General features: G+C 38.5%; 15 protein-coding genes. 3 read left to right on the top strand and 12 right to left on the bottom strand.

The annotated features are described in order from the left end of the window. Positions 1–6 precede the first annotated feature (6 nt). The 3 genes from J2S07_RS02130 to J2S07_RS02140 all read left to right on the top strand — a co-directional run bounded on the left by J2S07_RS02130 (position 7) and on the right by J2S07_RS02140 (position 3,749). Entirely contained in the window at positions 7–2,268 is a 2,262-nt protein-coding gene (locus J2S07_RS02130) for a phage/plasmid primase, P4 family (RefSeq protein ID WP_307148754.1), read from the top strand. A gap of 320 nt (positions 2,269–2,588) precedes the next feature. Then, entirely contained in the window at positions 2,589–2,831 is a 243-nt protein-coding gene (locus J2S07_RS02135; protein ID WP_307148755.1) for a hypothetical protein, read from the top strand. 12 nt (positions 2,832–2,843) lie between these two features. Next, on the top strand, positions 2,844–3,749 hold the full coding sequence (locus J2S07_RS02140) for a phage major capsid protein (protein WP_307148756.1): 906 nt from the start codon (positions 2,844–2,846) through the stop codon (positions 3,747–3,749). Positions 3,750–3,803: 54 nt separating this feature from the next. Here the strand turns inward: J2S07_RS02140 and J2S07_RS02145 are convergent, their stop codons facing one another. The 12 genes from J2S07_RS02145 to J2S07_RS02200 form a co-directional block, all read right to left on the bottom strand. Beyond that, a complete protein-coding gene (locus J2S07_RS02145) occupies positions 3,804–4,475 on the bottom strand; it encodes a virulence protein (RefSeq protein WP_307148757.1) in 672 nt (223 codons plus the stop codon). A 108-nt stretch (positions 4,476–4,583) separates the two neighbouring features. Beyond that, the gene (locus J2S07_RS02150; protein WP_160549533.1) at positions 4,584–4,949 is read right to left on the bottom strand and encodes a hypothetical protein; all 366 of its coding nucleotides are present in this window, start codon (positions 4,947–4,949) and stop codon (positions 4,584–4,586) included. A 169-nt stretch (positions 4,950–5,118) separates the two neighbouring features. After that, a complete protein-coding gene (locus tag J2S07_RS02155; RefSeq protein WP_160549532.1) occupies positions 5,119–5,430 on the bottom strand; it encodes a hypothetical protein in 312 nt (103 codons plus the stop codon). A 771-nt stretch (positions 5,431–6,201) separates the two neighbouring features. Beyond that, complete coding sequence (locus J2S07_RS02160; RefSeq protein ID WP_307148758.1) at positions 6,202–7,308, bottom strand: hypothetical protein; 1,107 nt, start codon at positions 7,306–7,308, stop codon at positions 6,202–6,204. A 150-nt stretch (positions 7,309–7,458) separates the two neighbouring features. Continuing rightward, on the bottom strand, positions 7,459–8,571 hold the full coding sequence (locus J2S07_RS02165; RefSeq protein ID WP_307148759.1) for an SPFH domain-containing protein: 1,113 nt from the start codon (positions 8,569–8,571) through the stop codon (positions 7,459–7,461). Between the two features lie 20 nt (positions 8,572–8,591). Beyond that, entirely contained in the window at positions 8,592–9,182 is a 591-nt protein-coding gene (locus J2S07_RS02170) for a Bardet-Biedl syndrome 5 protein (protein WP_307148760.1), read from the bottom strand. A gap of 129 nt (positions 9,183–9,311) precedes the next feature. Continuing rightward, positions 9,312–10,121 carry a DUF4839 domain-containing protein gene (locus J2S07_RS02175; protein ID WP_160547814.1) on the bottom strand — a complete coding sequence of 270 codons (810 nt, stop codon included), beginning with the start codon at positions 10,119–10,121 and terminating at the stop codon, positions 9,312–9,314. Between the two features lie 339 nt (positions 10,122–10,460). Then, entirely contained in the window at positions 10,461–10,922 is a 462-nt protein-coding gene (locus J2S07_RS02180) for a recombinase family protein (protein WP_307148761.1), read from the bottom strand. Positions 10,923–10,937: 15 nt separating this feature from the next. Further along, entirely contained in the window at positions 10,938–12,545 is a 1,608-nt protein-coding gene (locus J2S07_RS02185; RefSeq protein ID WP_307148762.1) for a recombinase family protein, read from the bottom strand. A 238-nt stretch (positions 12,546–12,783) separates the two neighbouring features. Beyond that, positions 12,784–13,764 carry an N-acetylmuramoyl-L-alanine amidase gene (locus J2S07_RS02190; RefSeq protein WP_307148763.1) on the bottom strand — a complete coding sequence of 327 codons (981 nt, stop codon included), beginning with the start codon at positions 13,762–13,764 and terminating at the stop codon, positions 12,784–12,786. Position 13,765: 1 nt separating this feature from the next. Continuing rightward, a complete protein-coding gene (locus tag J2S07_RS02195) occupies positions 13,766–14,173 on the bottom strand; it encodes a phage holin family protein (RefSeq protein ID WP_307148764.1) in 408 nt (135 codons plus the stop codon). Positions 14,174–14,256: 83 nt separating this feature from the next. Beyond that, on the bottom strand, positions 14,257–15,318 hold the full coding sequence (locus J2S07_RS02200) for a hypothetical protein (RefSeq protein WP_307148765.1): 1,062 nt from the start codon (positions 15,316–15,318) through the stop codon (positions 14,257–14,259). Between the last annotated feature and the right edge of the window lie 2 nt (positions 15,319–15,320).

Here is a 15,320-nt window from a genome sequence, read left to right on the forward strand (position 1 = left end):
GCGGCCATGGAAGAATTAAAACAACAGAAGATTTGGGTATGTTGGCGTTATGAAATGCAAAAGGGCCGCCGTACCAAAGTCTTATACAACACCAAAGGCTACAAAACCGGTACCAGTAAGAAATATAAATCCCAGTGGACAACCTTCGAGGAAGCCACAGAAGCCATGAAAGCTCATGCATTTGATGGTATTGGTCTTGTTCTACCCCATGGCATCGGGGGCATTGATTTGGATCATGTGGATGTAGACAGTGAGTTGGCTCAAGAAGTCAGAGCACTGATGAACACCTATGAGGAGGTTTCCCCTAGCGGTAAGGGCATTCACCATCTATTCAAGGTGGATGTAGAAAAGATTCCTTCATCAAATGGAAAATTGTCCAGCGAATATTACTCCAAGAACCCACACAACCAGATGGAAATCTACATCGGCGGACTGACCAATCGCTACCTTACTTTTACCGGTAATGCGATAAGTAATCATCCTGTAATGGATAGAACCAATGAAGTGATTAACTTCTTGAACGGATACATGAAAAAAGATAGTTTCATAGACTCTGAGATTGAAAGTGCTTTTGTTAATGATGACTTTGATATCATCGTTACCGCTAGAAAAGCTAAGAATGGCGATAAATTTATGGCCCTCTTTGACAAAGGTGACATCACCGAATATGGCAGCCCTTCAGAAGCCGACCAAGCACTTTGTAATATCCTAGCCTTCTACACCGGCGGGGATATGGAACAGATGGACAGCCTCTTTAGACAATCGAAGCTATATCGGGAGAAGTGGGAGCGTGATGATTACCGCACATCTACCATAGAAAAAGCCATCGAAGGTTGTCATGGCAAATTCTATACAGGCAGTAAGGACAGGCTCTCCTACATCTATTACGATGAGCGTTCCAAACGCATGAGGGTTAACTGTCCCTTGCTGGCAAGTTACATCCGGGAGAACCTTCATTACATCTTCGTTCGTGATAGTGCTAAAGGCGGCGTTTTACGATATGTCTACGAAGATGGATGTTATCGACTTTATGCGGATGAAATGCTAAAAGGCATCATCAAAAGTTACATCACTGCCTTTGATGAAAATATCCTGCAGATGCGAGATGTCAATGAAGTTTTTGGACAAATTACCACAGATTTGGCCTTTACCACCAACGAGGAGCTGAATGCCGATGAGGATATCATTAACTTTCAAAATGGAATCTTGCGGGTATCTAATATGACTCTCATGCCCCATAGTCCGGATATCAAAAGCACCATTCAGATTCCTTGTAATTGGCTGGGGGTACCTAAACCCACACCGGTCTTTAATAAGTTCATGCATACACTGACCAATGGAGACAAGGCAGTAGAAAACCTGTTGCTAGAGTTTATTGGAGTCTGCTTATCCAATGTAAAAGGTTGGCGAATGAAAAAATCCCTATTCATGGTCGGCAAAGGAGATACCGGGAAGTCACAGCTAAAGAGTCTGACAGAAAGTCTTCTTGGTAAAGGCAACTATATCGGCATTGACTTAAAGGAAATAGAGTCCAGATTTGGGACAGGCAACATTTACAACAAGCGTTTAGCCGGTAGCTCCGATATGAGTTTCATGTCTATTTATGAACTCAAAACCTTTAAGAAATGCACCGGTGGTGACAGCCTGTTCGCAGAATTCAAAGGACAAAACGGATTTGAATTTACCTACAACGGACTTTTATGGTTCTGTATGAACCGGCTGCCCAAGTTTGGTGGAGACGATGGTGAATGGGTCTATAACCGGATTATGCAAGTGGATTGTAATAATGTCATTCCACGGGATAAGCAAGACAAACAGCTATTGGATAAACTCTACGCTGAACGGGATGGCATTGTCTACAAAGCCATTCTTGCACTAAAACAAGTGATCGCCAATGGATATTCCTTCTCAGAACCACAGTGTGTAACAAATGCAAGAGTCGCTTATATGAAAGAAAACAATACAGTGATCTCCTTCTTTAAAGAGTGTATGGAAGAAAGACCGCTTGGAAAAATCCGGGATAGCTGCACAACGGGTAAAGTCTATGATGTGTACAAAGCTTGGTGCTTGGATAACAATCATGGCTATTCTAAGACAGCTAAAGAGTTTCGCACAGAACTGGCCAATTATCTAGAAACCACATTCTCGGAAATGACCGTAAGGCGTGGCAAAGGTGGCACTTTTTATCAAAGATACACCTTAACGGATGAAGCTAAGAATCAGTACCAAAGAGCCTATGGCTACGATGAGTTGCCTCTTCTCTCATGAAATTAGTGACAGTAGTGACAGTTAGGTGACAGTAAAAAAACTAACTGTCACCTCGATAAACCCACAGCTACCAAGGGTTTGAATAGGTTTAGTGACAGTAGTGACAGCTTTTCTAACTTCTAAGCCGACAAAACAAAATAGATAGATATAAAAGATAAATATATAAGTGTGAAGATGAACTTCAAATTACTGTCACTACTGTCACCAAAAGCTCTGAAACCCATGGTGTATAAGGCTTTAATGTGGTGACAATAAGCGAAAACAACTGTCACCGTACTGTCACTACTGTCACCAAATTTTTAGTATCGGAGGTGAAGACCATGGAAGAAGTCGATAAACTACCAAAACGTCTACGGAAAAATCTAGACTTAGAAAATTTTGAAGTGTTTCACGTCATCCCACTTGGCGACTCGCATCCCGTTGTGGTGATGAGAGATAAACGATCAGATGCTAAAGCCCACTGGTGCATCCAATACCAAGGCTCCGGCTATTATTTTCAAACACTGAATGAAGTCATTTATTATTGCATCTCCCGTAACTGGGTTAAAAATCATAAAAATTAGGAGGAAAACACAATGACAATTCAAACTACTTATAACAAAGCATTCTGGAACACAATGAGAGGTCAAGAAGCCTATCCGACTGTAAGGGACATGGCTGATAGCACTGGGAGCTATCCTGCCCCAGATGAATTCATCGACAGCTACACAACTGCTCTTGAAAAGGAAAATCTATTTAGAAGAATCGCCACTGTGGTTAAGACCACATCTACAGAAGGGAAGATTCATGCGGTTACTTCTACCGGTACGGCTGCTTGGGTTGGTGAAAACATTGCTATCCCAGAAAGCGCCGATACCGTTACACAATTCGCATTAGAATCTTATAAACTAGCAAGTTTGACAAGGTTGAAGCAATCCTTTGTCAGCGACAACAAGTTTGATTTAGAGAACTATTTGAAAAATGAATTTGCCCGTAGGTTTGGTAGAGAGGAAGAAAACGCCTTTATTTATGGGGATGGCATGGATGCCCCTACTGGCATTTTGCACACCACAGAAGGGGCACCAGTCGGCGTAACTGCGGCAGGAAGCGATGCCATCACCTATGATGAAGTGATCAAGTTGTACTTCTCACTTGATAAGCATTACCGTAAAAATGGGGTATGGGTTATGAATGATGAAACAGCTCTTTTCCTACGAACGCTGAAAGACACAAACGGAAACTACTTGTGGAATCATGCAGATAACACCATTCTAGGAAAACCGGTCGTCTATTCACCTTATATGCCGGGCATCGAAAGCGGAGAGAAAGCCATTGCCTTCGGTGACTTCAGCTACTATTGGATTATTGAGCGCCAGCCACTTGCGGTGAAGGCTTTAAACGAGAAGTACATTCTAGAAGGTCAGATTGGCTTTGCAGCATTTGAGCGACTAGATGCCAAGCTGATTATCCCAGAATCTATCAAACTACTTCAATTAGCATAATTGAAATAGCGGGTAGGAGAAGACGTTAATGTCCACACTCCTACCCGCTTCTTTTTAGTTTTCATCCTTTTTAGGTCTCCCGTGTTTAAAGGCCGCATTGCCGGTTAAGTTGCGAAGCAAGAACTTTCGAAGTGCCTTGTACTCATCCCCGATAAACCCTAGCCTTAAAAGAAAACATCTGAAGTCGTATTTCTCATTCTCGCTTTTCCTCGGTGTGGATGCAACTCTGTTTCGCTCAATTGCCATTTTGCATAAGGCTTCGATAAAATGTGTGTAATGGTTCACCTCATCACTGTTCTCTGTTTTGGGGAACCATGGAAGCTTTACTTTCACATCGTTTTCGATGATTCTCAAATCCATGGTGCCGATGGCCTTGCTGATGAGTTCTCCTTTGGCGTTTACAATCTTGTGCAAATTTTCGATGGCCTTCTCTGTAAACATGTCCCTTGGCATGGCTACTTCGATGCCGTCAAAGGCATTTCCACCGTAATTTGTGGGCATGAAACCTTGTTCTTCGAGCACCGTGACCATTTTGTCCACTTCCGCCGGGGTCATGCTGTCATTTAGTATAACCGCTCCCTCCCGGTCAACCACCAAGTCTCCTATTTCATAAGCACATGTTGGGACACCTTTATATTTGGGTATGGTGTTTAAGAACTCACTAATTGCCTGTACCAGTTCCTTTCTCCGTTGCCCTTTGACTTCATAAGTGATTTTGAATTCCATTCCTTATCATCCTTTCGTTTTTTGGTTACACCATATATCACTCTGAAGCCACAGAATAGCAAGTCATTTGTGTACGAAAAAAGAGACCATCAAAAGATGATCCCTGCTTCAGCTAATGCTATTCCTCATTTCGTTTACAATCTTTTGAAACCCTGTTAAATTTCCTTTTCCCAAAGTGGAATAGTAGTCTATGTGTTTTTGCGCTGCGTTTAAAGCAACTTCAAGTGAATCCCGGCCATAATCTTGCATTATACTTTCGAGCAAGAATTTGTTTGTGGCATTATTAAAAGCTCTTTTATATTCTTCACCATTCATCATAGCAAGAAATATCGTGATAAAAGCCTGTGCAGAACCTTCACTCATGCCTGTAGCTCTGTTAATTTCAATTTTCCCTTCATTTCTTGTTAGTTGTTCCGAATATACTTTTTTGGCTATTTCATAAGCGCCTTTACTCATCTCCATAGTAATCTTCAAAACTACCACCTCACCTATATTCTTATAGTTATAACATAACACAAAAAATGGTAGCTGAGTTTTAGCAAATTTATCGGTAAAACACTTTCTGTTAATATCTTTTGATTAAGTGTGGTTGCAATGTGATCATTGAAATAAACCAATCCAAGACCCGCTATCTCAATGACTTTTATTCTTCTATGGCAGTGTACCGTGGGTATTCATATCCTTCTGTGTTTACTAAAACCCGCTCACCAGTTTCCACATTCTTAACTCGGATGCAGCGAAGTTCACCTGATGCATTGCTACCGCCATCAGTTCTTTCTATCCAAGGTTGTTCATTAAAAAAGTCGCTGCAAAATTTCTTAAACTCGTGATCACTTAATTCTACCTCTCGGGTGACTGTGTAGTCTGAACCTCTTACGCCTCTTTTCTTCGCATTCTCCGTAGCTTCTCTCAATTCCTTGATATCAGTAAACTTTCGACCAAATAATGCCTTCATTGAAACACCTCCTGCATTTTCACTATTACATACATCACTCAATTTTGCGAAAACATCAAGTCGATTACCTCATTTTATGGGCCAAAAATGGCATTAAATCAAGGTTTTAACAGGTAATTTAATAGCAAAAACATATACTATCAGACGAAACAAAAATAGCCACATAACCCGCAAACCCTTTAATATCAAGGTTTACAAGGCTATGTGGCTCTATTTTGGCACTTTCAGGGTACCCCCCCTATCGAATTATGCGATTTTTCGCGTGTGGTTGGGGCGCGGTCGCCATATTGATAGTTGTAGAGATTTGACCGCCCCTTCGGAGTTCTTCGCCATCAAAGCCACCAATCCTCCCATGTAATCACACCCGTGTAAATAATATTAATTTTTAATGCATAGTATATTTGTACTATGAAGCAACAGTACCTTTAATAAATAACAGCTATAAATTCAACTAAACTCCGTTTGTTTAATATGAACCAGATTTTCTTATCCATTACTTTCGGTGTCAGGTTCAGGTTCTGCGCAAGCACAATCATCACCACAGAAACAACCCGAAAGAGAGAGTGTGGATACTAATGTCAAAGAAAAAATATATTTTTTTATCTAAGAAAACCTTCTTATTTAACAATTTATTTCTAAACTCATTTGCCACTTTATTAAGTACATCATTTCACATTTCCACCATAATCACGCCATTTTACCGTAGAAAGTCAACCGTGAACATAAGAAATATGAAAATATTCAATCGAATAAAATACCGATTATTTTTTATTAAAATTTTGCAAATATTAATTTTGCATCATCTGAAGAAGAACCATGGTCAGTATTATCGTAAGAAATTGAAATAACCTCACCTTCTTTTAAGCTGACAACTACATCATCATTAGTAGCAGTATACATTTGATCTCTGCTCTCACCATTTTCATCGTTATATATTGTAATGCTCCATCCTAAATTATCAAATTCAGGATTTAATTTAACATTAGTTGAAAGTTTATAATCTCCAGGCATGATATCTCTTCCAACTATAAACTCACCTATACCTAACTCATTAGAAGGTTCAACCTTTTCAGGTACTGCATTAAATTTGACTTTAGAAATATCGCTAAATTCAAGAGTATCACCTTCAAAAAGTATCATTCGTATTTTTGAAGGATATCCTCCAGTATTTCCTTTTGCTCCTCCAACCCAATTTATGAATAACGAAGAAACAGAAGAACGGTCACCTAATATATTTCCAGAACCTCCTGTGATTTCTAAATCATAAATACCAGGTGTAACTTCTTCATTTTCGCCAATTACTATATCACCTGTAACATAAAGCTCTTCTGTTTGGGTAGAAAGTGTTGCAAGTTGATTCAAAATATCTAGAGGTGCATACTTCTCTTCGGATTTATCCTCTGTGGTGTTTTCAACTTTTTGTACTTTGTTTTGAGTATCTTCTGTAGATCCACTTGGCTCTTTTTGGAGTTTAACCTTTGTAGTCGTCCCCATAACGGAAACCTCATAACTTAATACTTCATTTTGGTATGTCATAGTTTTAGTATCATCCGAAGATGCAAGCATAGCACTATCAGTTTTGCTATGGTCATTTTTTGAATCCCATGTAAAAGGTTCGTCAGCAGTTGTCGGAGCGATAAAAGAGCCAGCCCAATAAAGTGATTTTGTGTCGCCGTTATCACTTACCCAGTATATTTCAATCATATCGCCACTTATTGTAGCGGCTTGATAAGAGTCTTCAGATTTACTATTTGATTGTTTCCATTCTCCAATTAAGTCTGGCATTTGCTTTTCAGTGGTTTTGAGTGTGGAGCTACACCCAGTAAATAGCGTTATGAGTAGAGTCAGACAAAAGGTAATAATTGTTAGTTTTTTCATTTTGCTATCCTCCTAATCTTCATTAATCCAAGTTTACCAAAAGTTTGTTGCTATCTATGTTTGAATTTATTGTCCATGACAGTTCTAAACTTGAATTTCCAAATTAGTATAATTATTTTATCTTGATAAATTGTATTAACCATTTTTTATCTACAACATCATTACTTCTTTCTTCTTGAGGTCGAATTCTTCTTGAGAAAGAATTCCAGCATCCAGCAATTCTTTTAACTTTTTTACAATTTCAATTTGTTCATCTAATGACATTGCATTCTTAATTTCGGCTTGTGGACTTAGATTTTGTGCCATATTCATTCCGAATATCGTACCTGCGCCATCACCGAAGCCATGATTTTGTATTCCTTGAGCAATTTTCTGTTGTGCGCTTATATTTGATGCTTTTTGTGATACATCGTCATAAGCCTTAATATTCATCTTGTTTGATGAATATTGTTTGACAAGTTCACGAGATTCAGAGGAAAACTCGATATTTTGAATGCCAACCTTAACGATTTCAAATCCGAAACGCTCTTTCCATGTACCGGCATTTACAGAATCTGTAGAAATTTTAGAAGCAATTTCATTTGCTTGTGACGGTAACTGAGAAATTCTGTATATGGTGGACAATGAATTTAATGCAACTGAAAATGACTGTAAAAACTCAGAAAATATTTGTGCTCTAGCTTCCTTATTATCAAACGAATAAAAAGTAACGTTAGCTGGTACATAATTTTTTATAAAAATTTCCGGATTGCTAATCTTTAGAGAAAAGGTACCATATGCTACTATTTCAAGGTCGGTTCCATAAAATAAGTCATTGTATACCAACGGACCCTTTGTTCCAAACTTGATATTTCTTATTTCTCGAAGATTAACAAACGCAATTTGGGTTTGAGATGATGTTTGTCCGCCATAACGAATTCTATCTTTAACTTGGTTAACAATTGCACCTTTGAAACTGTTTCCATTAAAGATACTTTCTTCACCATTTTCATATACATATCCACCAGGTGTTGTAATAATTTCCTCAATTCCAGATTGATTAAAAATGAATGCTGCCGTATTTTCTGGTACAAATATTTTTGAGCCTTTCGAAATCACCGCAACAGAGCTGCTTGTATTGGATCCTCTGCCATTGTTTGTCTTCTTTAAAATGCCCGGACTTACCACAGTATGTTCGTCAAATGGTCCGGCAGTAATAATATCTTTCCATTGATCAGCGAAAGTACCCTCTATTGCCCCCGTAAATGCTTGCATGATACCCATGACTTGTAAGACCTCCCCTTCTATAATTGTTGATCCGTATCACAGTAATCGCAGTGAACTACCTGTCCTTTTATTCCGGAAATAGGTGCACTACACGAACTGCACTTCTTAGCAACCTTCTCGTTTATAGTTTCATTTTGTTTATTCTGTTTTACACCAAAAGCATCCATAAATACGTCGACTGTACCTTTCAAAACTTCAGCTGCTTTTCCAACTCCCGGAATCGAACTATTTCTTAACTCGTAAATATTTTCAGTACTTCCTGTCACAGTATGATTGATGCTGTTTGCCATTTTCTTTACTTCATCTTCACTCTTGTTGATAAATTCAAATGTTGCTTGACCATTCTTAAAGAAAATTATTAATCTCGGATTCTCTCCAATTTTCTTTTCAGATTTCACTTGAGCCTTACCATTAAACACTTTAATAGAGTGTAAAGGATATTGCTGTATGTTTTTTGCCTTACCAATCAAATTCTTTGTATACCAGACTAAATAAAGATTGGTAAGCATTAATTCTCCGCTTATTAAAGAAAACATCGATTTTTTATGTATAACCTGATCGACTTTCTTGATTACCACTTCATCTGGTTGCAAACTGTAACTTTCCATAATATTATTCTCCTATTCTCCATAATTGTAAAATCTATGGATCGTATGGGTTTGGTTTAAAGAAATGAGTTTTTAAATCAAAAAACACACCTATTATTAGCCATTCTACCCTTCATTCTTCAATAAGCTTTATCTTATTTCAGTAGAAACTGGCTCAAGCAAGAAAAGCCCTGAATTTTCATTGTATTCTTCCACTACAGCTGTAATATGAAGATTTTGTCCCATACCAATAGTATCTGGGATGTTAGAACCAATAAGATTTAAATCAGAAACAATATTTACATCCTCGAACTGAAAATTAGGTCCACTAAAAGTTGTTTCACCATAATCACCAGCTAAAATTAAAATGTTATATCTTGTTTTATAATTCCCATGTTGCATCATATTTGCGATATATCCATCAAATTCAATGGTTCTACCTGCATATTTTTTTGCAAATTCATCGATGATTTGGTCAGCTTCATTCTTCACAGCCAAGACAGCTGCAAAATCTTCATTATTTTCTACTGTTAATATTTCCTGAGCGCTTTCGGCAGATGTATCATTGGTTGATTGGGCATCTGTCTCAGAACTGTTTTCATTGGCAGGTTCGGTGTCACTTTTCTCTTCTTCTGAAAATGTGTGATATGTAATGACTACTTCTACGTCGTTAGAGTACCATACATCTGGCGAATAATCTTTATCTCCATCAACCGAAACAGATTCAACTTCGCCATCTTTTGTCAACCAACCTGTTATTAAATCTTCTAGCTTTTCTGTTTTAATGTTCTCGAATCCTTTTCCCTTAAAATCATTAATAACCTCTTGGTAATCTCTACCTTTTTGTATGCTTGAACCTGATGGTGTTTTTGCTTCACCTTCATGTCCATTTGAGTCTCCAGAACACCCTACTAATGTAATAATAATACAAGCAATAAAAATACTAATTATATTTTTCATTTTGCTCCTCCTCGTCCTCATACTTAAATCATACCAGAAGTTAAATAATTTTTGTTACTATTTTCCATACTTATATCAAACTGATTTTGCGTAGTATTTAGGCTACTTCGTAATATAGAATTACTTCTAAATCTCGTTCGATTGTTGAACCAACCTACCCTCTTCATTTTATTGTGGACATTTTAATAATTAGTTGTTTTCACAAAAACAACCTATACTAATAGAAGGAAATAAGGACACTTCCAAAGAGCTAACAGAAAGTGTGGAAAGATCTGCTTTGTATGATATTATTCAGTTTTGTTTACTATCTTTAAACACCAAACAAACACCAAACCAAAATCAAAATCGCATAAAATCGCGTGTTTTCGCCTTTTGTGCCGTATCAGTGTTAATGTTCTCGAAAAAAATTCCAATCCCTAGACCCTTGAGCTCACGGATATATTTCAAACAGTCCAGAGTGTTTCTTGCAAATCTAGAAATGCTTTTAGTCAAAATATAATCAATTTTCCCTTCAATACAATCGTTTATCAAACTTTGAAATCCTAGCCGCTTCTTTGTTGAAGTTCCGGATATCCCTTCATCACAGTATACTTTTACCAACTCCCAGTTTGGATTGCTTTGAATAAATTCCGTATAGTGAGCAACCTGGAGCTCGTAACTTCCCGCTTGGGATGGGTCATTTGTAGAAATCCTTGCATATGCGGCTACCCGCTTTTTTACACCGCCTGCATTGGGTTCATTTCGTCCTGTCCTAACTTTTGCAGGTATAACCCTAACTTTAGGTGAACGTATTTCACTCAATTTTGTTCCACTCCTTTAAAATTCCACTTCTATATTCTCCCCGGTCACAAATGTGAAAGAAAATAGAAAAGGTGATAGTGCCTTCACACGTATCACCCATGCTCTCATACATTCGATTTCATTTAATTCTTCCATTAAGCTATCAAAGGATATACTTGTAAAAGACATGTTTCTTAGTTTTTCAAGTACGTTTTTTCTTAATTCCGTATCGGCTTCAATAAGATTCCACCACTCCTCTTTTTCCTTTATTTCTAGCTCTGTTGCAATCCTCATAGATCTTAAGTACTCAATTTTCTCATCTTTCCCTTCAAGGAGTGCATTACTCTCTTCATAAAGGGTTTTTTCCAGTTTAATGCGAAGTTGGTTATATTCGGCATCACCTTTTATTTCGATGTTATTTATATCCTTCATCATTTTAAGGATAGTTTTTCTTGGTTCCTCATCTTGTTCCGTTGGCTCATACTTTGCTTTTAATGCCGCTAACATTGCTGAATGAACATATTCCTCTTTAATGCCTTCCATCGCGCAAAGCTCATGGCTCTTAGTTCTTTTTCCACATCTCCACGTAACTACCCCTCTACATATGAACCTTTGCAAGTTTCCACCACATTTTCCACATACAATTCTGCTAGATAAGGGGTATCTATTCCTTTTCCCTTCCTTACTTGGCTTAGCTCTTTGCTTCAGTTTTTCTTGAGCTCTTTTAAAAGTTTCCCTATCCACAATTGGTTCGTGATGATCACTGATTAGGTATAAATTTTTCTCGCCCTTGTTTTTTATAGATGCGTGGCTTATGTGATCCTTACTATAAGTTTTCTGCCCCAGAACATCGCCAACATAATTAATATTTTTCAGCATTTCCCTTATCGCTGTTCCAGACCACTCATTCTTGCCTTTAATAGTTTTATAGCCTTTTCTTATAAAGATTCTAGCAATCTCTGGTGGTGTGTACCCTTCAACACATAGTTCAAATGCCTCTTTCACAATACCTGCTTCTTCTTGATTAACTATCCAATTTTTATATTTATCTTGACCATACCCAAGTACACGATGAAACTTTGGCTGCCCTCTTTCCAGCCGTTTGACATTAGCCCATTTGATATTTTCGGAAATACTGCGACTTTCTTCTTGAGCCACTGCCGCCATCATCGTTAATATAAACTCGCTTTGCATGTTCTCGGTATCAAGATCTTCTTTTTCGAAGATTAATCTGACCCCATTCTCCTTCAACATTCGAACTGTCTCCAACGTATCCAGAACATTTCTCGCAAAGCGGGAAACACTTTTGCAAAGAATCAAGTCTATTTTTCCTTCCAGTGCATGTCGAATTAATCGGTTAAATCCAGAGCGGCTTGAAGTTAATGTCCCACTTTTTCCGTGATCCGTATAAATTCCTACCATTCTATAATTTGGGTTTGAACGAATATGTCTAGCATAGTAGCTAGTTTGATTCTCCAATGAATCTTCCTGTTCATCCGAGAGGGTACTAACTCTCACATAAGCTGCTACCTTCAAAGGTTTTAACTGCACTTCAGTTCCTTGCTTTGTTAGTAGGTAATTTGATGTAAACTCACTTAATTCTCCATTGTCTGTCAATGTTTGGCCAAACAAGGTTTCTCCCATTTGACTTCCTCCTTCCTTCGTTCTACCTGATTATTAAGGTAATAGTCATTTAACCATTCAATCAGCCTAGTTTTAAAAAAACATTGCTGAAACCCGCATGGTTAAAAGGTTTTCAGCTATTTGGGTTACAGTATATATCACTCAAACTGGGGTATATAGCAAGAGAATAATTAGATAAATTCCATTAAAAAAGGACCGATATGTCCGTACATACCAGTCCAAAATAGCAAAATTATTTTCATTGATATCTAATAAAAGCATCAGGAAATCCAGCTGATTTTACTTTTTTCAAAAGTGCCTCAGCATTATCTTGATCAGCAAAAGCTCCTACCTGTACCCGATAGTATTTCTGCGCTCCACTTGGTTTTGCCACTCCTTGAGCAAAGCCTTTGATGATTATAAGGGCATCCTTATCAATCCAACTCATAATACCCGCAGATTTTACCCCAGTCTTTTTATTCACTTTCTTGCCAAGGAGTACACAGGTCTTACCCCCTTTTACAACAGGCTTCCCATTTGAAACAACCTGTGACACTTCATGATATGAATCAGTTTTTACCCAAGTAGGAATGGTTGCCCCACCGGGATAATAGGAATTGGCTGATGCTTTTACCTCTACCAAATCCCCTACCTGAATCCCTGTAGGTAAATCCGGTGATTTATTTAAAGCTGCCCTCACTGCTGCCCGAAAGGAATCCATATTTTCTCCGTGCTTCGGGAACCAATGCATGACGTCCCCATGATTACTTGCAATTCCTTTTTCAGCTCCTTCTGAATGACAAATAATATCTTTCTCTGTTAAATCATATTGTTGGCAAAGCATCACACAAAGCTCCACGGCATTTTGCCAAGCCTTTCTAAAATAGGCCTCATTCTTTGAAACATTGTAGCCAACCATCGTAGATCCTTTCCCGTAAGAAAAACCACTCGGCTCACAAATTTCAAAGCCAATGTGCGTATTGTTCCCTGTTCCTCCGCAATGCCACCCTCGGTGATTCCAAGGCAAGTACTGCCACACCCCTTGATCATCAACAAAAGCATGAACAGCGACCTGCCTGCTTGTTTCACCAGCTTTGTAGGATTTATTCCACCGGCTAAACCAATCTGCTGCCATGACTCCTGGTGTTGCAGTGGAGTGGACCATAATTCCTCTTGGAATGATTTTCTTTCCCGCTGTGAAACAGTCATTTCTTGTCATAAACCTTGTGTTTAGTTTCATCCTAACCATTCTCCTTCTTATCCCTTAGCTGAGCTAAAATATCTTTAAGCTTTTCAGGAATAGACAGTCCAATCCGTGAAGCATTTTCGACAATACTTATCCCTTCATTTGAAAGATAAAAAAAGATGACAGCTGTGCGTATTGCACTACCGTCACCGATAATCTTGCTATCAATAATATGGGCAACTCCTACTAGGAAGAAAATCAGTACTTTCTTAAAGATGCCTTTTGCTCCAATTTCACTAGAAAGGTGTTTTTCAATAACCGCACTCATAAGACCAGTAATGTAATCAATGATTACAAAAACAATAAGGGCATATAAGAATCCATCATAGCCACCAAGAGCCCACCCAAACCAACCACCCAACGTTGCAATAACTACCTGAAAATAGTTCCATATTTCTTTCATTTTTATGTTCCCTCCCGAGAGATCATTTATCTATTAAAAAAGAGCCAGTCCTATAAAACTGCCTTCTTGTTGTAATACCTTTATTAATACTGCGCATAATACACATACCCACTCGCCTTCACATAAAATCCATCTCCCGGAACATAGATTGCTCCACCAAAGGTATCTGAATTGGTTGTTGTAAAACCGGGCTGCTCGACCCCTTCCCATGTTAGACCATCAACAGACACATATAGCATGCTTTCCATAAAAAGAGCATATTTCCCCCAATCTTGCATCCAGATGATGTTTTGTGGATTAGGGATACGGTTATCAGCCAAATCTCCAACATGAGAAAGGTTGGTTTCCGTAATCTCAGTGGCGTTGTCATTCATTACGCAGAGTTTCACATGAAAGACACCGCTCACATAACGATATTTCATCACAAACAGTTTATTGTTAATCGAGCGAATATACATATAATGTGTTTCATTTAAATCTTCTGGAATGGTTGTCGTCCATGATCCTGGGGTTGCTGAACTTGCGATAGCGATAGACTTATCACCACCCACAATGCCGATAAAGTTCCCTTGGTGTGCTGTCATGTAGCTAAAAATCGGTACAGAAGTTCCATCAGCCCCCACTAATGTCCATGCTGTTCGATCCATTAATGAATCAAAGCTGTAATAGACAGGCGACTTATAGTACCACCAACTAACAACCCCAGAACCTCGGCTGGTGTCATAGGCTCCTGTCGTCATAGAATTTTGGGCCCCTTGGCAATAACCCGCATTATACCAAGTGATACCATCAAAGGAGGCAATAATATTCGCCAATCCTGTAATTTTAGCGAGAAACACACCATCACCTGCCCACAAGATAACAGGTGCTCCATAGCTCCACCATGAGACACTAACCACTGTCCATTGCTTAGTGGTTTGATCAAAATAGGACATATACGGTGTTTTCGCATGATAAACAGCAATCTGAGCGTTTCCATTATCATGCACATCTATTTGCGTTTCACTACCGTATTGTGTATACCCAAAATCCGAGTAGTATTTCTTTTGCCAATTTAAAGTGGGTGTAGGAAGAATGATGCTGCCCCTGCCGCCAAAAGCGGTCCAAATGGCTACTGTATTATTAAAATTCCGTTCATAACTCATGA

The sequence above is a fragment of the Anoxybacillus andreesenii genome (assembly GCF_030813005.1).
In the GTDB taxonomy this organism is placed as follows: domain Bacteria; phylum Bacillota; class Bacilli; order Bacillales; family Cytobacillaceae; genus Robertmurraya; species Robertmurraya andreesenii.